Below are 19633 nucleotides of genomic sequence, written 5' to 3' on the forward strand. Positions count from 1 at the left end.
GGCATCGGTGTTTCCGGGGACGTGGTCAACTCCGATCGGCCGCGCTTCCGGTTCGACGCCCAGAGCGACGGCGCCGAGGAGGAGCGCGGCAGCGACCGCGTCATGGTGCGCGGCTTCCAGCCCCTGTCGGCCTCGACCGTGACCGAGGTCGGCTCGCAGAGCGGGGTCTTGGACGCGGTGGGCGGGCTGAGTCTTCAGGTCACCAAGGTCAGCGGGCAGTTCACGCGCGGGCAGTTCCAGCAGGACCAGAACAGCGGAGGCCGCCAGGGCGGCGGAGGACCCGGGCAGCCGCAGGGCGAAGTGCGGGTCGGCGGTGCCGACTTCGACGTCAACAGCTACTCCGTCTACGGTCTACGGTGCGGACGTCACCAAGCCGGGGCTCGGGCCGCTGACGTCCTCGAAGATCACCAGCGGCCACCATCAAGGGCACCAAGCTCGAGGTGATCGGCATCGCCACGCCCGACAGCGGTGACGCGGCCGCGAACCTCTACATCCCGCTGCGGCAGGCGCAGACGCTCGCCGACGCGAAGGACAAGGTCACCACGGCGGGCCGCCGCTCGGATCGGGCGGATCCTTGACGCTGCCCACGCTGCCCATGCGGCCATCGGCCTCCCGGCGCGTGAGCCGCCGGCGGTGTCCACGCGGCGCGGACCGTCGCGGCCCGGCTGGTCGGCTTCCGCCTCCCGCCGGGCAGCCTCGCGGTCAGCGCTCCGTGCGGGCGGGCAGCCGCCATCCCGGACGCGGGAAGTGGCAGGTGTAGCCGTCCGGGTAACGCTGCAGGTAGTCCTGGTGCTCGGGCTCGGCCTCCCAGAAGGGGCCGACCGGCTCCACCTCGGTGACGACCTTGCCCGGCCACAGGCCGGAGGCGTCCACATCCGCGATCGTGTCCTCGGCGATCCGCTTCTGCTCGTCGTCCACGTAGTAGATCGCCGAGCGGTAGCTGAGGCCGATGTCGTTGCCCTGGCGGTTCTTGGTGCTCGGGTCGTGGATCTGGAAGAAGTACTCCAGGATCTCGCGGAAGTCGGTCTTCGCGGGGTCGAAAAGGATCTCGATGGCCTCCGCGTGCGTGCCATGGTTACGGTACGTCGCGTTCGGTACGTCACCCCCGGTGTATCCGACCCGGGTCGCCGTCACGCCCGGGAGCCGACGGATCAGCTCCTCCATCCCCCAGAAGCATCCGCCGGCCAGCACGGCCCTCTGCGTCTGCGCAGCCATTACGACCCTCCAATGTCGGTCACCTCGGGCACTCGACTCGCACACCACCGGCATGCCGTGCCCACTGCCCACAACGCGCGAGGGTTCCAGGCGATTCCGTGCGCCCGGCCAATCCGCCCTGCGCTGCCTCAGGGGCGGCCGCGTCGTGCCGTGAGTTGTCGGCTGGTCAGGGCCCAGGACGTGGTCCGGCGGACTCGGACCGTCCAGGTGTCACCCGGTGGGGATGGGCTGGAAGCGCTCCAGGTCGTGGCGTTCGCCGTCCTCGTGCCGGTGCCAGAGCTGGAAGGTGATCGCCTTGCCGTCGAAGGCGGTCTGGGAGGGAGCATGGCCCGGCAGGCGCGGTCGCTGGACGTACTCGTCCGCCGCCACCTGGGCCCGGGAGCCCGGCGGGTCCTGGACCGCAGGCGCAGCGGCTGCCCGCGCGATGGTCCTGCGAGATCCGCCGTACCCGAGCCACCTCGACGCCGCCCCAGGTCACGCAGGTGGCCGGTCCGGCCTTCCACAGCCAGGGGTGGCCGTGGCCGACCGGCCGACCGGGCACTGCCGCACCCGTCACCCCGAAGACGCCGACGCCCCCGTCCCCGCCTTCGTCGCGTCCGCGCCCCAGCTCGCCAGCAGCCGCAGGGCCTCCGCCGACGGCGAACCCGGTTCCGCGTGGTAGGTGATCAGGTTCTGTTCCGTGCCGTCGGTCAGGCGGAAGGACTCGAAGTTCAGGGTCAGCTCGCCCACCAGGGGATGCCGCAGGCGCTTGACGCCGTAGCTCTTCTCCTTGACGTCGTGGGCGGCCCACAGCTGCCGGAACTCCTCGCTCTTGACGGAGAGCTCGCCGACGAGGGCGGAAAGGCGCGGGTCGTCGGGGTGGCAGCCCGCGTCCATGCGCAGGAAGGCCACCATGTCGGACGCCTTCTGATCCCACTCCATGAACAGCTCGCGGTACTCGGGCCTGAGGAACACCAGCCGCGCCCAGTTCCGCTCCTTCGCCGGCAACTCCGCCCAGTCGCCGAAGACCGCCGCCGCCATCCCGTTCCAGGCGAGGATGTCCGAGCGCCGGCCCGAGATGTACGCCGGAACGTCGTGGATCGAGTCCAGCAACTGCCGCAGCGCCGGCCGCACCTGCTCCGTGCGGGACGCCGGCTTCTTCTTGTGCTGCTTCGGCTTCGCCAGGTGTGTCAGGTGCGCATGCTCGGCGTCGCTCAGGCGCAGCGCCCGCGCGATGGCGTCGAGGACCTCCGTCGAGACATTGCGCCCGTTGCCCTGCTCCAGCCGCGTGTAGTACGCCACGGACACCCCGGCGAGCTGCGCCAGCTCCTCGCGCCGCAGCCCCGGCACCCTGCGGTGGCGGCCGAAGTCGGGCAGCCCGACGTCCTCCGGCTTCAGCCGGGCCCGCCGGGTGCGCAGGAACTCGCTGAGCTCGGTGCGCGGATCCAGGCCGCGCCCGGTTCCGGCGGCGGGTCCTGGCATGGATCGGGGCTGTTCATCCATGCCTCAAGTATTCCCGTTCGTACGCCCACCAGCCTGTCCCCGTCAGTGGTAGGACCGGCCGACGTACGATCGACCGAGGTCTGGGTGACCGCCGGCCGAACCAGCAGGCTGAGGACGTGCCCGGACGAGAAGCAGGACCAGAAGGCAGCCGGGCGCGAAACCCCCGCTAGGAGAACCCGGCATGACCACCGTCGCCGCATACGCGGCACCCTCCGCCAAGGCTCCGCTGGAGCGCACCACCATCGAGCGCCGCGCGGTCGGCGAGTTCGACGTCCTGATCGACATCGAGTTCGCCGGTATCTGCCACTCCGACATCCACCAGGCCCGCGAGGGCTGGGGCGAGGCGATCTTCCCGATGGTGCCCGGCCACGAGATCGCCGGCGTCGTCTCCGAGGTCGGCCCCGGCGTCACGAAGTACCAGGTCGGCGACCGTGTGGGCGTCGGCTGCATGGTCGACTCCTGCCGTGAGTGCGAGAACTGCCGGGCCGGCCTGGAGCAGTACTGCCTCAAGGGCCAGATCGGCACGTACAACGCCCTCGACAAGAACGGCGAGCCGACCTACGGCGGCTACTCGCAGAAGATCGTCGTCGACGAGAACTTCGTCCTCCGCATCCCCGACGGCCTCTCCCTGGACGTCGCCGCGCCGCTGCTCTGCGCCGGCATCACCACCTACTCGCCGCTCAAGCGCTTCAACGTCGGCCCCGGCAAGAAGGTCGCCATCCTCGGCTTCGGCGGCCTCGGCCACATGGGCGTCAAGATCGCGCACGCGCTCGGCGCCGAGGTGACCGTGCTGTCGCAGTCCCTGCGCAAGCAGGACGACGGCCTGAAGCTGGGCGCCGACCACTACTACGCCACCAGCGACCAGACGACCTTCCAGGACCTGAGGGGCACCTTCGACGTCATCCTCTCCACGGTCTCCGCCCCGCTGAACCTGGACGCGTTTCTGTCCCTGCTGAAGTCGGAGGGCGCCTTCGTGAACGTAGGCGCGCCCGAGGAGCCCGTCGCGCTCAATCTCTTCTCCGTGATCGGCGGCGGCAAGACCCTCGCCGGCTCCATGATCGGCGGCATCACCGAGACCCAGGAGATGCTCGACTTCTGCGCGGCGCACGGGATCGGTGCCGAGATCGAGCTGATCGACGCCGACCAGATCAACGAGGCGTACGAGCGGGTGGTGAGCAGCGATGTGCGCTACCGCTTCGTGATCGACACGGCGACGATCTGACCGCGCCCGGCCCGAAGGGCCCCCGAGCCCGAGTACCGGAGGAGTAGCGCCACCCCCGCCCCACGACCGATGTGCCGCGGGGCGGGCCCGCCTAGCGTGAAGGTGAAGGAGCCAGTCCGGACCGTGTAGACGAGGAGGCAGTTCCGATGACTGTCCAGCTCAACCACACCATCGTCGCCGCGCGCGACAAGAAGGAGTCGGCCCGGTTCCTCGCCGACATCCTGGGACTGGAGGTGAGCCCGCAGTACGGTCCCTTCATCCCGGTCGGGATCTCCAACGGCGTGACCCTGGACTACCTGGACTCGCCCGGCGCGATCACGTCGCAGCACTACGCGTTCCTGGTGTCGGAGGACGAGTTCGACACGATCTTCGGCCGGATACGCCAGGCCGGCCTGACGTACTGGGCCGACCCGGGCCACCGCCGCCCCGGCGAGATCAATCACAACGACGGCGGCCGCGGCACGTACTTCGAGGACCCGAACGGCCACAACCTGGAGATCCTGACCAGGCCGTACGGCAGCGGCGGCTGACCCGGGTCACACCCCTCGCCCGGCAAGCCCGTCACATCACCGCTCCGCCCGGCGTCATACCGGCGCAGGCACACCACAGCACGATGGGAGCGGAGCGGTCATGACATCAACGATCCTGGTCACCGGCGGTACCGGCACCCTGGGCGGCCATGTGGTCCCGCTGCTGCGGGCGGCCACTTCGCGAGCGTCGAGGCGGCCGTGGCGGGCGCCGGGACGGTGCTGCATCTGGCGGGTGGCCGGAAGGGGGACGACGTGGCGACGCGCAACCTGCTGCGCGCCGCGTCGCGGGCCGGCGTCGGCCATCTCGTCTACATCTCGGTCGTCGGCGCGGACCGGGTCCCGCTGGCCTGGCTGCGCATGAAGCTCGCGGCGGAGCGGGCGGTGGCCGACTCCGGCATTCCTTGGACGACCCTGCGCGCGGCCCAGTTCCACGACCTGACGCTGAAGATGGTGCGGCAGCTGACGCGGCTGCCGGTGCTGCCGAACTCCGGCGGCCTGCGCCTCCAGCCGGTCGACGCCCGCGAAGTGGCCGCCCGCCTGGCCGAGTTGACCCTCGCCGCCCCCGCGGGCCTGGTCCCCGACCTGACCGGCCCCGAGCTGTACGACCTCCCCGCCCTGGCCCGGCCCTACCTCCGACTCACCGGCAAACGTCCCCGTCCGTCCCTGCCGATCCGCATCCCGGGCAGGGCGGGGCGGGCGTATCGGGCGGGGGCGAACCTGACGCTGGAGGGCGGGGCGGTGGGGAAGCTGACGTGGGAGGAGTTCCTGGCGGAGCGGCTGGGGCGGGGTGAGTACTCACTTCCCTCTTGACGGAGTGGGTACTCACTCTGCCGGTGTCCGCACGGTCCGTGCCCGTCAGTGCGGCAGCGTCGCCGGGCTTCCGCCGTTCGCCTCGTAGCCCGCCACCGCCATCGCGCGGTAGACCGCGAACTCCGCGGCCGGGTCGGCCGAGAGTGTCCAGGGCAGGGCGCCCACGTGGCCGTCCACGTGTATGAGCTGGTCCATCGCCTCCGCCCAGCGCTCGCCTCGGACCAGGAAGAACACCAGCAGGTGCCGTACGTGCGCCAGCATCGGGTCGTCGCGGCGGGCCGCGTGCACCGTGAACAGTGCGCCGTGGATCGCCTTCGTCACGACCTCGCTCTGGTAGAAGCCGCTGACCAGGTTCACCTCGGGCAGGTGCTCGAACACCGCGAACAGCGGCATGGCGGCGAGCAGGGAACCCTGGGGTGCGCGGGCCGCCGCCGCTTCCGCGAAGTCGTACGCCAGCTCCCGCGAGCCGTGCCACTTCTCGCACCAGTAGTGCAGGGCCGCCAGATGCGCGCCCATATGGGCCGGGGCGCGGTCCAGGATCTTCAGCCAGAGCTGCTCGAACTCCGGTCGGGGGTAGGCCAGTCCACGGGCCACCGACAGCTCGATGATGTACGGGATCGGGTCACCGGGAGCCAGCAGGGCCGCCTCGCCGCACGCCGACCTCGCCTCCTCCATGATGATCCGGAACTCGTCCGTGCCCGGCGTCGCCGTACGCCAGGCCTGCTGGACCAGGAACTCTGCCTGTACCGCCGCGCCGCCCGCGTCCTTGGGCTGCTCGGTCCGCCACACGCGCAGCCACTGGCCGCCCGGCGCCTCACCGACCCCGCCCGGTCGCTGCTGCAGCTCCAGCGCGGCGGCGCCGGCGAAAGCCTGTACGCGCTGCCAGCGCAGCTCGCCCTCCGCCTCGGTGCCGGCGAGGAGCTGCGAGGCCGCTCGGTAGTCCTGGGTGCGCTGCACCAGGTCCAGGACGTCCAGCAGGTCCTGGTCGGGGCCGGGCATGCGGATGTCCAGCTCCTCCTGCCGTACGAAGCCGTAGTTCGCCGGGTCCGCGGCGTCGGGGTGGCCCGCCGGGACCTGCTCGATCATGCCCCGCCTGCGGCGCATGAAGGGCACCAGCACGAAACCGATCATGACCAGCGCGACCAGGAGCAAGAGAATTTCCATGCCTCCAGCGTTCCAGACGCCGCCGACAATTGGCCAACGAGGTCGGAGGCCTGTGGAGAAACGGTTAACCCGCCGTCCGGCATCCGGTCCGTTCGCGCACTACGCTCGGTGCCCATGAGTGACAGGCACATCAGTCAGCACTTCGAGACCCTCGCGATCCATGCGGGCAACACCGCCGATCCCCTCACCGGCGCGGTCGTCCCGCCGATCCACCAGGTCTCGACCTACAAGCAGGACGGCGTCGGCGGCCTGCGCGGTGGCTACGAGTACAGCCGTAGCGCCAATCCGACCAGGACCGCCCTGGAGGAGAACCTCGCCGCCCTGGAGGGCGGCCGTCGCGGGCTCGCGTTCGCGTCCGGACTGGCGGCCGAGGACTGCCTGTTGCGTACGCTGCTCAGCCCCGGCGATCACGTGGTCATCCCCAACGACGCGTACGGCGGCACGTTCCGCCTGTTCGCCAAGGTCGTCGCCCGGTGGGGCGTGGAGTGGTCCGTCGCCGACACCAGCGACGCGGCCGCCGTGCGGGCCGCCATCACCCCGAAGACCAAGGTCGTCTGGGTGGAGACCCCCTCCAACCCGCTGCTCGGCATCACCGACATCGCCGCCGTCGCGCAGGTCGCCCGGGACGCGGGCGCCAGGCTCGTCGTCGACAACACGTTCGCCACGCCGTACCTTCAGCAGCCGCTGTCGCTCGGCGCGGACGTCGTCGTGCACTCCCTGACCAAGTACATGGGCGGCCACTCGGACGTCGTCGGCGGTGCCCTGATCGTCAGTGACCCGGACCTGGGCGACGAACTGGCCTTCCACCAGAACGCGATGGGCGCGGTCGCCGGGCCCTTCGACTCCTGGCTGGTGCTGCGCGGCACCAAGACGCTCTCGGTGCGCATGGACCGGCACAGCGAGAACGCCACGAAGATCGCCGACATGCTGACCCGGCACGCGCGCGTGACGCGCGTTCTGTACCCGGGCCTGCCCGAGCACCCCGGGCACGAGATCGCCGCCAAGCAGATGAAGACGTTCGGCGGCATGGTCTCCTTCCAGGTCGCCGGCGGCGAGGAGGCGGCCGTCGAGGTCTGCAACCGCGCCGAGCTGTTCACGCTCGGCGAGTCCCTGGGCGGCGTCGAGTCCCTCATCGAGCACCCGGGACGCATGACCCACGCCTCGGTGACCGGCTCCGCCCTGGAGGTGCCCGCCGACCTCGTCCGGCTCTCGGTCGGCATCGAGAACGTCGACGACCTGCTGGAGGACCTTCAGCAGGCGCTCGGCTAGGCCGGGGCGGCAAGAAGGTCTCACCAGCCCGTCAGAAGGTCTCACCAGCCCGTCAGGGGTGGAGTCGTCTCCGACGGCGGCTCCACCCAGGGCCGGGCCGTCACCGCCCACACCGCGAACGCCACGGCCGCCGCGAACAGCAGCAGCCACGTCAGCAGCAAGGCCGCCTTCCTGCGGCGCAGCATGCGCCCGCCGCGCCGGACCACCTCCGGGTACAGATCCGGCGGTACGGGCGGCGGCGTGCCCTCCATGATCCGCCGCGCGGCCGCCTCCCGCTGCGTGCGGTTCACGGTGACACCGCCTTCGCCCCCAGCACGGCCGGAGCCGGCCCGCGCGGCGGATGCAGCAACGTCGCCGTCGCCCGGTCGCAGATCGTGTGGACGCGCTCCGCGGGCAGGCCGAGCAGCGCGGCCGTCTGCTCCTCGGCGACCCCCTCGTACAGCCGCAGCACCAGGATCAGCCGTTCCTGCGGGGAGAGCCGGGCGAGCGGGCTGTCGGGGTGCGGGCGGGACCGGCCGAGGGCGCCCGGGCCGCCGTACCGGTGCCAGGCGACCCGGGAGAAGCGGGTGGCCAGTTCCTGGCGGGCGCGGTCGTACGGGTCCTCACCGCGCAGTCGGTCCCAGCACGCGTACGTGTGCGCCAGGGCCAGCGTCAGCAGGCGTCTCGCGCGCGGGTTGGCCTCGGGCGGCTCCGCGGTGAGCAGTGTGGCGGCATGCAGCAGCCGCCCTGCCGCGCCCGCGACGAACGCCTCGAACTCCCGGTCCCGGCGGGCGTCCTGGACCACACTCCGTCGTCCCACCGCCCCTCCCGCCTGACCGCGCCTTGAGGACCGGCCCCGACCCGGCACATGACGCATCGGCCGCGTACGAAGAGGGCCCGGTTTCACATCAGGACAGCTTTCATATGAGGACAGCTTTCATATGAGGACAGCGCGGGCCCGGGGTCAAGAGCCGGGACCCGATCATCCGTGCACGCGCGCGTGCACGATCCGGGACACCCCGGGAGCCAGCGGGCGCGGCCCCGCTGGTCAGGTCTCCGTGTGCGGCTCCGCGCCGGAGATTCCCTGGGCCGCCATCCGGGCGGAGAGCGCGGTGTTGAAGCGGGTGAGAAGCGTGCAGAACGCCTCGCGCTCCTCGGGCGCCCAGTCGTGTGTCAGCTCGGCCATCAACTGACGGCGCGACGAGCGCACTTCCTCCAGCCGGGACTGGCCGCGCGGCGAGAGCTGGAGCACCACCGCCCGTCCGTCCTCGGGGTGCGAGGTCCGCTTGACCAGCCCCGTGTCGACGAGCGGCGCCACCTGGCGGGTGACCGTCGACGAGTCGATCCCCATGCTCGCGGCGAGCGCCTTGACGCCCATGGGGCCTTCCTTGTCGAGACGGTTGAGCAGCAGGTATGCGGCGCGGTCCATGGAGTTGCGCACCTGCCCGACCCCACCGAGCCGGGTCTGTTCGGCACGACGGGCGAAGACCGCCACCTCGTGCTGCAGGGTGTCGAGGAGACCGCTGTCGGCGACGGTCGTCATGTCCATCGACATTTCAGGTGTTGTCGGCATGGCCGGGGGCTCACTTCATGAAAGGGGGTGCTGGGTTGGGGGACAGGGTACGCGGCCGGGAGGCGGGGTGTACCGGCGCTGCGCAAACCCGTCTCGGTGCTTGGTCACAACGCGGCCTTGCGCCTGTGAACTGCGAGACTTGTGTCATGAGCTACCGCACGGCTGACTCCTTGCCTCCCGTCACGCTCGACGACGTGCGCGGCGCGCAGAAGATGCTGACGGGCGTGGCGCGGGTGACGGCGATGGAGGGCAGCAGGCACCTGTCCCAGTTGGTGGGCGCGCCGGTGCACTTCAAGTGCGAGAACCTCCAGCGGACGGGATCGTTCAAGCTGCGCGGCGCGTATGTGCGGATCGCCGGGCTGCTGCCGGAGGAGCGCGCGGCGGGGGTCGTGGCGGCGAGCGCCGGCAATCACGCGCAGGGCGTCGCCCTGGCGTCGTCGCTGCTCGGCGTGGGCTCGACGGTGTTCATGCCGAAGGGCGCCCCGCTGCCGAAGATCAGCGCCACCCGTGACTACGGCGCCGAGGTGCGCCTGCACGGGCAGGTGGTCGACGAGACGCTGGCCGCGGCGCAGGAGTACGCGGCCGAGACGGGCGCGGTGTTCATCCACCCCTTCGACCACCCCGACATCATCGCGGGTCAGGGCACGGTCGGCCTGGAGATCCTCGAACAGTGCCCGGAGGTGCGGACGGTCGTCGTCGGCATCGGCGGGGGAGGGCTCGCCGCGGGTATCGCGGTGGCGGTGAAGTCGCTGCGGCCCGATGTGCGGATCGTGGGCGTACAGGCGGCGGGCGCGGCGGCGTACCCGCCCTCCCTGGCCGCCGGGCAGCCGGTGGCGGTCGACAACCCGGCGACCATGGCCGACGGCATCAAGGTCGGCCGGCCCGGCGACGTGCCGTTCCGGCTCGTCCGCGACCTGGTGGACGAGGTCCGCACGGTCACCGAGGACGAGCTGGCCACCGCTCTGCTGCTGTGCCTGGAGCGGGCCAAGCTGGTCGTCGAGCCGGCCGGGGCGAGCCCGGTCGCGGCGCTGCTGAGCGATCCCGGCGACTTCGAGGGCCCGGTCGTCGCGGTGCTGTCCGGCGGCAACGTCGACCCGCTGCTGCTGCAGCGCGTCCTGCGGCACGGCATGGCCGCGCAGGGCCGCTACCTGGCCGTACGGCTGCGGCTGACGGACCGGCCGGGCGCGCTCGCCACGCTTTTGGGGGTGTTGTCAGTGGTGGACGCTAACGTCCTCGACGTGAGCCATGTACGGACCGACCCACGGCTCGGGCTCACGGAGGCGGAGGTCGAGCTGCACCTGGAGACGAAGGGTCCGGCGCACTGCGTCGAGGTCGGTCAGGCCCTGCGCGAGGCGGGCTACACCGTCATCGGCTGAGGTCAGGCCAGTCTTCGTCACCCGTTCGAGTAAGTCCATTGAGAGACGCGATACATCGCGTTATGGTGTGTCTGCATTGCATGGCAGTAACCCCCCAACGACGTGGAGACCCATATGCCAGGCGCCATCTATGCCGAAGGTCTGGTGAAGACCTTCGGCGACGTAAGGGCTCTGGACGGCGTCGACCTCGATGTCCCCGAGGGCACCGTCCTCGGTCTGCTCGGGCCGAACGGCGCGGGCAAGACCACCACCGTCCGCTGCTTGACGACCCTGCTGCGGCCGGACAGCGGCTCGGCGGTCGTCGCCGGAATCGACGTCCTCAAGAACCCCCACGCCGTGCGCCGCTCCATCGGCCTGTCCGGCCAGTTCGCGGCGGTCGACGAATACCTCACCGGCCGCGAGAACCTCCAGATGGTCGGCCAGCTCTACCAGATGAAGGCGAAGGCGGCGAAGGCCCGCGCGGCCGAGCTGCTGGAGCAGTTCGATCTCGCCGAGGCCGCCGACCGCCCCACGAAGACCTACTCCGGAGGCATGCGCCGCCGCCTCGACCTCGCGGCGGCGCTGGTCGTCTCACCGCCCGTGATGTTCATGGACGAGCCGACCACCGGACTCGACCCACGCAACCGCCAGCTCCTGTGGGAGGTCATCAAGCGACTCGTCTCGGGCGGTACGACCCTGCTGCTGACCACCCAGTACCTGGAGGAGGCCGACCACCTCGCGCACGACATCGCCGTCGTCGACCACGGCCATGTCATCGCCAAGGGCACCTCCGACCAGCTCAAGGCCCGCACCGGCGGCGAGCGCGTCGAGGTCGTGGTCCATGAGCGCGAGGACATACAGCCCGCATCGGAGGTGCTGCGCGGCTTCGGCAAGGGCGACACCACGGTCGAGGAGCACATGCGCAAGCTCACGGTGCCCGTGATCGGCGGCGCCAAGCTGCTCGCCGAGGTCATCCGCGAGCTCGACGTCCGCGGCATCGAGATCGACGACATCGGCCTGCGCCGACCCACCCTCGACGATGTGTTCCTGTCCCTGACGGGCCATCTCGCGGAGATCGAGAACGACGAGAACGACGCCAAGGAGGCCGCGAAGTGAGCGCCGTCACCGATGCTGTGCGGGTCGCGCCGGCCACGAACCCGGTCAGTCAGTCGGTCCGGGACTCGATGGTCGTCGCCAAACGCAATCTGATCCGTATGTCACGCATCCCGGAGATGATCATCTACGGGCTCATCCAGCCCATCATGTTCGTGGTGCTGTTCACCTACGTCTTCGGCGGGTCGATGCGGATCGGCAACAGCACCAGCGTCGTCGACTACAAGAACTTCCTGATGGCGGGCATCTTCGCGCAGACCGTCACCTTCGCCACCGCCAGCTCCGGCGCGGGCATCGCCGACGACATGCACAAGGGCCTCATCGACCGCTTCCGCTCGCTGCCCATGGCGCGCGGCGCGGTGCTGACCGGGCGTACCTTCGCCGACTCCGTGCAGACGGCGCTGACGCTCGTCGTGCTGGCGGTGGTCGCCCTGCTGGTCGGCTGGCGTGTGGGCTCGGACGGCAGCACGAACGCGGGCAGGGTCCTGGCCGCCTTCGGCCTGCTGCTTCTGCTCGGCTACGCGTTCACCTGGATCGGCGCCCTGATCGGCATGTCCGTGAAGACTCCCGAGGCGGCCACGTCCAGCGGGCTGATCTGGCTGTTCCCGGTCACGTTCATCTCGAACGCGTTCGTCGACACCAGCCATATGACCCCGTGGCTGCGGCACATCGCCGAATGGAACCCGTTCAGCGCCACCGTCCAGGCCTGCCGGGTGCTGTTCGGCAACCCGGGCCAGTCGCCGTCGGACGCCTGGCCCATGCAGCACCCGGTGTGGGCCTCGCTGATCTACTCGGTGCTGATCCTGGTCGTCTTCCGCACCCTGGCGGTCAGGAAGTACCGCTCCGCCACGGCATGACGAAACCCCCGGTGCCGAGGGGCGGCCGGGGGTTGTCGTGGAAGACCGGGCCTGCCGGTCCTGTCCGGAGGCGGAGTCAGCCGCTGTAGGGCTCGGCCTTGAGGATCTTCACCGAGGCCGTCTTGCCGTTCGGCAGCTCGTACTCCGCGTCCTCGCCGACCTTGTGGCCGATCACGCCGGAGCCCAGCGGGGACTGCGGGGAGTACGTCTCGATGTCGGAGCTCGCGTACTCACGCGAGGCGAGCAGGAAGGTCAGCGTGTCGTCCTCGTCACCGTCGAAGGCGATCGTCACGACCATGCCGGGGGCCACCGCACCGTCCGCCGACGCCGGCGCCTCGCCGACCTTGGCGTTCTCCAGGAGCTGGGTGAGCTGACGCACACGGAGCTCCTGCTTGCCCTGCTCCTCCTTGGCCGCGTGGTACCCGCCGTTCTCGCGCAGGTCGCCCTCCTCGCGCGCGGCCGCGATCTTGGCGGCGATCTCCGTGCGCGCGGGACCAGACAGGTACTCCAGCTCGGCCCTGAGCTGGTTGTACGCCTCCTGGGTCAGCCAGGTGACGTTCTCGCTGGTCTGGGTCACAGGTGCTCCTCGTAGGTACTGGGAATACAAAGCATCGCCCTACCCAGAAGGATGTTCCCTCATGGATGGGCGAAACCACGAGCCTAACAATTCAATGCCCGAAGGGGGAGGACATAAGCCATCAGAATCACGTCAACGCAGGTCAGCGTCTCTGTATTCCGGACGAGGGCGAGGGGTCAGTCGGCGTGGCAGCCGAGCAGCTCGGCCGTGGTCCCCCGGGACGTCGTACGGAGTGTGACGACCTTGTCGATGCGGGTGGCATCGCCGTCGAAGCGGAAGTCGGCCCGGCCCACCTCGGCGCCGTTCTCCGCCTGGGAGCGCAGGGTGCAGTAGCCGGAGGCGCCGGCGTCCTTGCGGACCTCCAGATGCACCTTGACCGCGTTCTCGCCGACGTCGTACTCGATCACCTCGGCGCTGATCTTGTTCTGGCCGATGTAGTGATAGGCGAAATAGCCGATCAGCGCCAGCAGTACCGCCCCCAGGACGGCGCCGGTGACCTTGAGCGTGCGGTCGGCACGTGCGTCCGAGGAGCGGCCGTAGCGGCCCTCGGGCGGTCGCGTGCTCGCCGTGCTCATGATCGTCCTCTCCGCCGGGGCGGGACGGATGTCCCAAAACGGGGCCCGCGGGCCGTGGCCCGGAATTATCCGCCCCCCGATTCGGTCACTATAGAAGCTGCCGATCGCGCCGGTTCACACCGGGCGCCGACACTTGAGGATTGAGTCTTGACTGACCAGCTACGACTGATGGCCGTGCACGCCCACCCCGACGACGAGTCGAGCAAGGGCGCGGCGACCATGGCGAAGTACGTGTCCGAGGGGGTGGACGTGCTGGTGGTGACCTGCACGGGCGGAGAGCGCGGCTCCATCCTCAACCCGAAGCTTCAGGGCGACAAGTACATCGAGGAGCACATCCACGAGGTACGCAAGAAGGAGATGGACGAGGCCCGCGAGATCCTCGGGGTCGGGCAGGAGTGGCTCGGCTTCGTCGACTCCGGCCTGCCCGAGGGCGACCCGCTGCCGCCGCTCCCGGAGGGCTGCTTCGCCCTGGAGGACGTCGACAAGGCGGCCGGCGAACTGGTGAAGCAGATCCGTCGCTTCCGTCCCCAGGTGATCACCACCTATGACGAGAACGGCGGCTACCCGCACCCCGACCACATCATGACCCACAAGATCTCGATGGTGGCGTTCGAGGGCGCGGCGGACGCCGAGAAGTACCCGGAGGCCGAGTACGGGCCCGCGTACCAGCCGCAGAAGCTCTACTACAACCAGGGCTTCAACCGCCCGCGCACCGAGGCGCTGCACCAGGCCATGCTCGACCGCGGCATGGAGTCGCCCTACGGGGACTGGCTCAAGCGCTGGGACGAGTTCGGCATGAAGCAGCGCACTCTCACCACGCACGTTCCGTGCGGCGACTTCTACGAGATCCGTGACAAGGCGCTGCTCGCGCACGCCACCCAGATCGACCCCGACGGCGGCTGGTTCCGCGTTCCGCTGGAGCTCCAGCGGGAGGTCTGGCCGACCGAGGAGTACGAGCTCGCGAAGTCCCTCGTCGATACCTCCCTCCCCGAGGACGACCTCTTTGCGGGCATCCGCGACAATGCCTGACATGAGCGCAAGCGCAAGCCTGGCAATGACACAGCTCGCCACCCTCGCCAAGGAGGTGGACGAGGACAAGGTCACCCCCGGTGTCCTCGGCTTCATCGTGTTCGCGGTGATGGCGCTGGCGGTGTGGGGCCTGATGAAGTCCATGAACCGGCACATGAGCAGGGTCGAGTTCAAGGAGGCTCCGGACCCGAAGGCGGAGTCCGGGGATACCGCGGCGAAGGGCTGACGGCGAGGCGATGCATTGACGGCATGATTCCATGATGGCCTGTGGGTATCATGGAATCATGCTGTATCGCACGCCTGACCTTGATCCGAAAGACCGCGAGGTGCTGGAGAGCATCGACAAGATGCGCCATGAGCTGCGGCACCAGGTTCTGCAGACGCCTATAAAGTGGACAGCGGGGCTGCGGAAGACGCTGACGGCCGAGGCCATCGCCGGCTCCAACACCATCGAGGGCTACAAGGTCGACTCCGTCGACGCCGAGGATCTGATCGACGGCGAGTTGGAAGTTGGCACGTCGGAGGAGAACAAGGCGGAGACGCTGGCGTACCAACACGCCATGACGTACGTCCAGTCGCTCCATGACGTCGCCGACTTCACCTACTCCAAGTCGCTGCTGAATGCCCTGCACTGGATGCTCCAGGGACATCACCACCCCCGCAAACTGGCCGGCCAGTGGCGCAAGAGCGGGGTCTGGATCAATGAGCCGGGCAGGCCGAACGAGGCGGCCTACGTCGCTCCGGACGCCGACCGGCTCCCGGCCCTGATGGACGAACTGGTCGCCTGGCTCAACGATGGGGATCCGGACGCCCATGTGCTGGTCCGCGCCGCGATGGCCCATCTCAACCTGGTCAAGATCCACCCGTGGGCGGACGGCAACGGCCGCATGTCCCGTTCGCTTCAGACGCTCCTCATCGCGCGTGGCGGCGTGCTAGCCCCCGAGTTCTCGTCGATCGAGTCCTGGCTGGGGGCGCCGGTCAACACCTGGGAGTATTACAAGATCCTCAGCCGCGTAGGCGGCAAGGAATGGACCCCCGACCGCGACACCGCCCCGTGGATCCGCTTCAACCTCCTCGCCTACCACCAGCAGTCGCAGTCGGTGCGGCACCGCATCACCCGGTCCAACCGCTGCTGGATCGACCTCACCGAGTACGCGGAGCGGCACGGCATCGACGAACGCCAGGTCACCGCCCTCCACGACGCCGCCGTGTCCGGCCGGGTCCGCCGTGCCCGCTATCAGCGGGCCGAGAACCTGAGCAACCAGCAGGCGGTCCGGGACGTCCGAGCCCTGACCGAGGCGGGTCTCCTGGAGGCGGTGGGCAACACCAAGGCCCGCTTCTACGTACCAGGACCGGACTTTCCGGCCGCCGTGCTGGAGGCGACCCGGCAGCCGATCCGGCTCGTGGACCCGTACGAGGACTGACGCCCTCGGGCTCATCGGCAGTGGTTGGCCAGGGAGGCGCGCTCGCACGGGAGCCGTCCCGATGCCCGCGTACCCGATGCCGGCCCGCATGGCCGCATCGAGGAACGGCCTCCGAGGCGCCCGCGCAGCGGATCGTCCGTCGAGGCCCCGGCCTCACCCCCGAGACGCCGCCACCGTCACCCCCATCACCTCCCGCGCGTGGCGGTTCGGCACCATGCCGAGCCGCCAGGCCTGCCAGCCCGTCTCCAGGTTCACGCCGCGTTCCAGCAGGAGCTGGTACGCCTCCACATAGTCGTCCAGCTTCGCGTCACGCAGCGGATGGCCGGTGCGGGAGAGCTGGGCCAGTTCCTCCTGGGCCACCGCGGTGCCGACCTCCACGCCGCCGGGAGCGGCGTACGGCAGCAGCGTGCAGCGCAGGAAGCGGGCCCAGTCCTCGCCGCGCCGGTCGCCGTAGGACGCGAAGAGTCCGATGGCGTCGTCACACAGCGTCAGCGCCTGCGGGGCGCGGGTGTTGCCGGCGTCCACGACCGCCAGCTCCAGGCAGGTCCACGCCTCGCCGTGCGCGACGCCGATGCGCTGGAAGTCGGCCCGGGCGTCGACCAGGAGCTGGCGGGCGAAGCCCGAGTTGCGCAGCGAGCCCGTCTGGGCCGCCCGCTGGTCGCGGGTCACCCGCGCCGAGTGGTGCCGGGCACACGCCAGGCCGTACACGTCGCGCATCCGGGAGAACAACGTCCGGGAGCGCTCCAGCTCCCGCACCGCGAGGTCGAGGCTGCCCGTCTCCTCCAGGGCCTGGCCCAGGTAGTACAGGGACCAGGCCTCGCCGCGCGCGTCCTCGTTCTCGCGGTGGCGGGCGGCCGCCTGGCGCAGTCCGTCCACCGCCGGGGACGGATCGCCCGCGACCAGGCGGGCCCGCGCGAGCTGGGTCATGGCCCACGCCTCGCCGCGGGCGTCGCGGGTACGGCCGTACAGCTCCAGGGCCGTGCGCAGATCGTCCTGCGCGCGCGGTACGTCGCCCATCCGCAGACCCAGTTGGCCGCGCTGGAAGTGGGCCCAGGCCTCGCCGTGGACGGACTCGCCGGCGCGGTGCAGGGACAGGGACTCGGTCAGCAGGTCCAGGGAGTCCGAGACCCGGCCCCGGTCCCGCTCCACCGCCGCCAGCGCGTGCATCGTCCAGGCGCGGTCGGTCGCCAGCCCGGGCGCCGACTGCAGGTCCAGGGCCTCGCGGAGCTTCGCCGCCGCCTCGGTGAGGTTGCCCTGGTGGTGCAGGGTGATGCCGAGGGAGCACAGGGCACGGGCCGCGCCCGCGTCGTGGTGGGCCTCCATGTACAGCTCGACCACCGAGGTCAGGGTGGTGCGGGCCTTGTCGAGCTCGCCGAGCTGGCGGGCCGCGATGCCGGTGCGCCACTGCACCGAGCGGACCAGCAGGCCCTTGTCCACGGCCTGTGCCAGCTCGCTGATCTCGCCGAGGCGGTAGAGGTCGCCGCGCAGCAGGCAGTAGTCGCACAGGGCGCCCAGCAGGTTCAGCACCGCCGCCTGGTTGGCGTCCTCCGCGTGCCGGAGCGCGGCCGTGATGAAGCTGGACTCGTCGTCCAGCCAGCGCAGCGCGTCGTCCAGCGAGGTGAAGCCGTGCGGGCTGAACCGGTCCGAGCGGGTCGACATGTTGCCGTCGACCAGGCGCAGCACCGAGTCGGCGAGATCGGCGTAGTTCACGATCAGCCGCTCCTGCGCCGCCGTACGCTCCGCCTGCTCCTCCTCGTCCAGGAGGCGGGCCTGGGCGAAGGCGCGGACCAGGTCGTGCAGGCGGTAGCGGTTGCCGCGGACGTGGTCGATCAGGCCCGAGCGGGACAGCGCCACCAGGTGCCGGGTCGCCTCCGCCTCGTCCGTGGCCAGCAGCGCCGCCGCGGCGGCCGCGCCCAGCGAGGTCCGGCCCGCCAGCGCGAGCCTGCGCAGCAGACGCCGGGCCGCCTCCGACTGGTCGGTGTAGCGCAGCCACAGCACCCGCTCGACCGGCTCCACCGGGCCGTACGCCCCCAGATCCGTGGCCAGCGTGCGCGGGGAGCGCGGGCCGAGGGACGAGCCCGCGATGCGCAGCGCCAGCGGCAGCCCGCCGCACAGCTCCCGGATCCGGTCGGCCGACTCGGCGTCGTAGGGCCCCGAGGAATCCTGCGCCGCGGCGGTCAGCAGCTCCTCCGCGCCGGCCGGGTCCAGCGCCTCGACCGGCAGGTGGTGCACCCAGGCGGAGAGGTCCGCGGGCAGGCCGAGGGGCTCGCGGGAGGTGACCAGGACCAGGCTGTCGGAGCGCTCGGGGACGAGGGTGCGGACCTGGTCCGCGTCCGAGGCGTCGTCCAGTACGACGGTGACCGGGAGGCCGGTGAGGTGCTGGTGGTACAGCTCGCCGAGCCGCTTGATCTGCTGCTCGGGCGAGGAGCGCTCCCGGAACAGGAGTTGCTCGCGCGGGGCGCCCAGACGGTTCAGCAGATGCAGCAGCGCGTCTCTCGTCGGCAGCGGCGGCTCCTCGGCGGTGCCGCCGCGCAGGTCCACCACGCACGCGCCGCGGAACTGGTCCTTCAGGTCGTGGGCCGCGCGGATCGCCAGCGCCGTACGGCCGCTGCCGGGCGCGCCGTGCAGGACGACGACCGTAGGCTTCGTCTCCGTACTCGCCCGGGCCGCCTGCACCCACTGCCGGATCCGCGCCATCTCCTGCCGGCGGCCCGCGAACGCGTCCACCGGGTCCGGGAGTTGGGCGAACGACTGCCCCAGCACACTGCGCCCACGGGCCGCCGCGCTCTTGTCCGCGCCTCTCAGCCGCGGCCCCGTCTTCTTCGGGCCGGTGGACGCGCTCAGCACCCGCTGCTGGTCGAGGAAGGGGCGGATGCCGCGCACCTCCAGCGCCGTCAGCCACTGCAGCCGAAGCTGCTGCGGGCCGCCGGGCTGGCCGACGGCGCCCGCGCGGTGGTGGGCGGCCGGCAGATGCGTACCGGCCACCTTCACGACGGTCGCCGCGGCGCCCACGACGCCCACGGTGACGCCCGCGCCCACCGCGGTGCCGGTGCCGGTGCCGAGTGCCAGGTCGGAGACGACGGCCGCGACCGCGGCGACGCCCGCCACCATCAGCGGCGTACTGCCGCCCTCGCGCGCGAACCGCTGCCCGAACGTCAGCCGCCCGGCCTCCGCCTCGTCGAGCGCGCGGGTGTACGCCTCGTACTCCTCAGCCGCCGCCTGCGCCATGGAATCCAGCGCCCCGCGCGCCCGCGACAACAGCACCTGGCCGTCGATACGGCCACCCGAGCGCCGCACCTCCTCCTCCACGGCCCGAGCCAACAGCCGCTCGGCATCGCTGCGATGGCCGTCCCGCATGTCTCGTCCCCCTCCGGCGGCAATGGCGTTCTTGGTCAAGTGTGCTGTGGATGGGGCGCTGTGGGGAGGGGGCCGGGTGATCGTGTGGGCGTGCGGCGCCGA

The 19633-nt window shown here is 70.8% G+C and carries 19 protein-coding genes and 2 pseudogenes; 11 read left to right on the forward strand and 10 right to left on the reverse strand.

What is annotated here, in order from left to right:
* Nucleotides 1-27 precede the first annotated feature (27 nt).
* Nucleotides 28-545: pseudogene (locus ACP4J3_RS01045) on the forward strand (ABC transporter permease); the annotation flags it as partial.
* A gap of 157 nt (nucleotides 546-702) precedes the next feature.
* Here the strand turns inward: ACP4J3_RS01045 and msrA are convergent.
* From msrA to ACP4J3_RS01060, 3 genes are all read right to left on the reverse strand, one after another.
* A complete protein-coding gene (gene msrA / locus ACP4J3_RS01050) occupies nucleotides 703-1215 on the reverse strand; it encodes a peptide-methionine (S)-S-oxide reductase MsrA (protein WP_426529299.1) in 513 nt (170 codons plus the stop codon).
* 210 nt (nucleotides 1216-1425) lie between these two features.
* Entirely contained in the window at nucleotides 1426-1584 is a 159-nt protein-coding gene (locus ACP4J3_RS01055; RefSeq protein ID WP_426529301.1) for a hypothetical protein, read from the reverse strand.
* A 183-nt stretch (nucleotides 1585-1767) separates the two neighbouring features.
* Complete coding sequence (locus ACP4J3_RS01060) at nucleotides 1768-2697, reverse strand: helix-turn-helix transcriptional regulator (protein ID WP_426529303.1); 930 nt, start codon at nucleotides 2695-2697, stop codon at nucleotides 1768-1770.
* 181 nt (nucleotides 2698-2878) lie between these two features.
* On the opposite strand from ACP4J3_RS01060, the gene ACP4J3_RS01065 reads away from it, so the two are divergent.
* The 3 genes and pseudogenes from ACP4J3_RS01065 to ACP4J3_RS01075 all read left to right on the forward strand — a co-directional run bounded on the left by ACP4J3_RS01065 (nucleotide 2879) and on the right by ACP4J3_RS01075 (nucleotide 5259).
* Nucleotides 2879-3919, forward strand: coding sequence for an NAD(P)-dependent alcohol dehydrogenase (locus tag ACP4J3_RS01065; RefSeq protein WP_426529305.1), 1041 nt, complete (start codon nucleotides 2879-2881; stop codon nucleotides 3917-3919).
* A 146-nt stretch (nucleotides 3920-4065) separates the two neighbouring features.
* Nucleotides 4066-4449 carry a VOC family protein gene (locus ACP4J3_RS01070; RefSeq protein WP_426529307.1) on the forward strand — a complete coding sequence of 128 codons (384 nt, stop codon included), beginning with the start codon at nucleotides 4066-4068 and terminating at the stop codon, nucleotides 4447-4449.
* A 100-nt stretch (nucleotides 4450-4549) separates the two neighbouring features.
* A pseudogene (locus tag ACP4J3_RS01075) lies at nucleotides 4550-5259 on the forward strand (SDR family oxidoreductase).
* 45 nt (nucleotides 5260-5304) lie between these two features.
* On the opposite strand, the gene ACP4J3_RS01080 reads toward ACP4J3_RS01075, so the two are convergent.
* Nucleotides 5305-6423 carry a hypothetical protein gene (locus tag ACP4J3_RS01080; protein ID WP_426529309.1) on the reverse strand — a complete coding sequence of 373 codons (1119 nt, stop codon included), beginning with the start codon at nucleotides 6421-6423 and terminating at the stop codon, nucleotides 5305-5307.
* 114 nt (nucleotides 6424-6537) lie between these two features.
* Here ACP4J3_RS01080 and ACP4J3_RS01085 point away from each other — a divergent pair, with 114 nt between their 5' ends.
* Nucleotides 6538-7692: a cystathionine gamma-synthase gene (locus ACP4J3_RS01085; protein ID WP_426529311.1), complete on the forward strand. Its 1155-nt coding sequence runs from the start codon at nucleotides 6538-6540 to the stop codon at nucleotides 7690-7692.
* Nucleotides 7693-7733: 41 nt separating this feature from the next.
* Here the strand turns inward: ACP4J3_RS01085 and ACP4J3_RS01090 are convergent, their stop codons facing one another.
* The 3 genes from ACP4J3_RS01090 to ACP4J3_RS01100 all read right to left on the reverse strand — a co-directional run bounded on the left by ACP4J3_RS01090 (nucleotide 7734) and on the right by ACP4J3_RS01100 (nucleotide 9226).
* Complete coding sequence (locus ACP4J3_RS01090; protein ID WP_426529313.1) at nucleotides 7734-7982, reverse strand: hypothetical protein; 249 nt, start codon at nucleotides 7980-7982, stop codon at nucleotides 7734-7736.
* Entirely contained in the window at nucleotides 7979-8491 is a 513-nt protein-coding gene (locus tag ACP4J3_RS01095) for a sigma factor-like helix-turn-helix DNA-binding protein (protein WP_426529315.1), read from the reverse strand. The genes ACP4J3_RS01090 and ACP4J3_RS01095 overlap by 4 nt, the downstream gene beginning before the upstream one ends.
* A 228-nt stretch (nucleotides 8492-8719) precedes the next feature.
* Nucleotides 8720-9226: a MarR family winged helix-turn-helix transcriptional regulator gene (locus tag ACP4J3_RS01100; RefSeq protein ID WP_426529317.1), complete on the reverse strand. Its 507-nt coding sequence runs from the start codon at nucleotides 9224-9226 to the stop codon at nucleotides 8720-8722.
* Nucleotides 9227-9390: 164 nt separating this feature from the next.
* Between ACP4J3_RS01100 and ilvA the strand changes: the two genes are divergently transcribed.
* From ilvA to ACP4J3_RS01115, 3 genes are all read left to right on the forward strand, one after another.
* Nucleotides 9391-10620: a threonine ammonia-lyase gene (ilvA, locus tag ACP4J3_RS01105; protein ID WP_426529319.1), complete on the forward strand. Its 1230-nt coding sequence runs from the start codon at nucleotides 9391-9393 to the stop codon at nucleotides 10618-10620.
* Nucleotides 10621-10734: 114 nt separating this feature from the next.
* On the forward strand, nucleotides 10735-11715 hold the full coding sequence (locus ACP4J3_RS01110; protein ID WP_426529321.1) for an ATP-binding cassette domain-containing protein: 981 nt from the start codon (nucleotides 10735-10737) through the stop codon (nucleotides 11713-11715).
* The gene (locus ACP4J3_RS01115) at nucleotides 11712-12569 is read left to right on the forward strand and encodes an ABC transporter permease (RefSeq protein WP_426529323.1); all 858 of its coding nucleotides are present in this window, start codon (nucleotides 11712-11714) and stop codon (nucleotides 12567-12569) included. The genes ACP4J3_RS01110 and ACP4J3_RS01115 overlap by 4 nt, the downstream gene beginning before the upstream one ends.
* 76 nt (nucleotides 12570-12645) lie before the next feature.
* Here ACP4J3_RS01115 and greA read toward each other — a convergent pair whose 3' ends face one another.
* Both greA and ACP4J3_RS01125 read right to left on the reverse strand, forming a co-directional pair.
* Complete coding sequence (greA, locus tag ACP4J3_RS01120) at nucleotides 12646-13146, reverse strand: transcription elongation factor GreA (protein ID WP_426529325.1); 501 nt, start codon at nucleotides 13144-13146, stop codon at nucleotides 12646-12648.
* A 176-nt stretch (nucleotides 13147-13322) separates the two neighbouring features.
* Complete coding sequence (locus tag ACP4J3_RS01125) at nucleotides 13323-13721, reverse strand: DUF4307 domain-containing protein (protein ID WP_426529327.1); 399 nt, start codon at nucleotides 13719-13721, stop codon at nucleotides 13323-13325.
* Between the two features lie 168 nt (nucleotides 13722-13889).
* On the opposite strand from ACP4J3_RS01125, the gene mca reads away from it, so the two are divergent.
* From mca to ACP4J3_RS01140, 3 genes are read left to right on the forward strand one after another with little or no spacing between them, the layout of a single operon-like run.
* Nucleotides 13890-14750 (forward strand): mycothiol conjugate amidase Mca, encoded by an 861-nt coding sequence (gene mca, locus ACP4J3_RS01130; protein ID WP_426529768.1) that lies wholly within the window; start codon nucleotides 13890-13892, stop codon nucleotides 14748-14750.
* The gene (locus ACP4J3_RS01135; protein ID WP_426529329.1) at nucleotides 14743-14976 is read left to right on the forward strand and encodes a hypothetical protein; all 234 of its coding nucleotides are present in this window, start codon (nucleotides 14743-14745) and stop codon (nucleotides 14974-14976) included. Before mca ends, ACP4J3_RS01135 begins: the two co-directional genes overlap by 8 nt.
* A 58-nt stretch (nucleotides 14977-15034) precedes the next feature.
* Nucleotides 15035-16174: a Fic family protein gene (locus ACP4J3_RS01140; protein ID WP_426529331.1), complete on the forward strand. Its 1140-nt coding sequence runs from the start codon at nucleotides 15035-15037 to the stop codon at nucleotides 16172-16174.
* A gap of 153 nt (nucleotides 16175-16327) precedes the next feature.
* On the opposite strand, the gene ACP4J3_RS01145 is transcribed toward ACP4J3_RS01140, so the two are convergent.
* Nucleotides 16328-19531 carry a tetratricopeptide repeat protein gene (locus ACP4J3_RS01145; protein ID WP_426529333.1) on the reverse strand — a complete coding sequence of 1068 codons (3204 nt, stop codon included), beginning with the start codon at nucleotides 19529-19531 and terminating at the stop codon, nucleotides 16328-16330.
* Nucleotides 19532-19633: the final 102 nt, after the last annotated feature.

The organism is Streptomyces sp. UG1 (assembly GCF_049974585.1).
Taxonomy (GTDB): domain Bacteria; phylum Actinomycetota; class Actinomycetes; order Streptomycetales; family Streptomycetaceae; genus Streptomyces.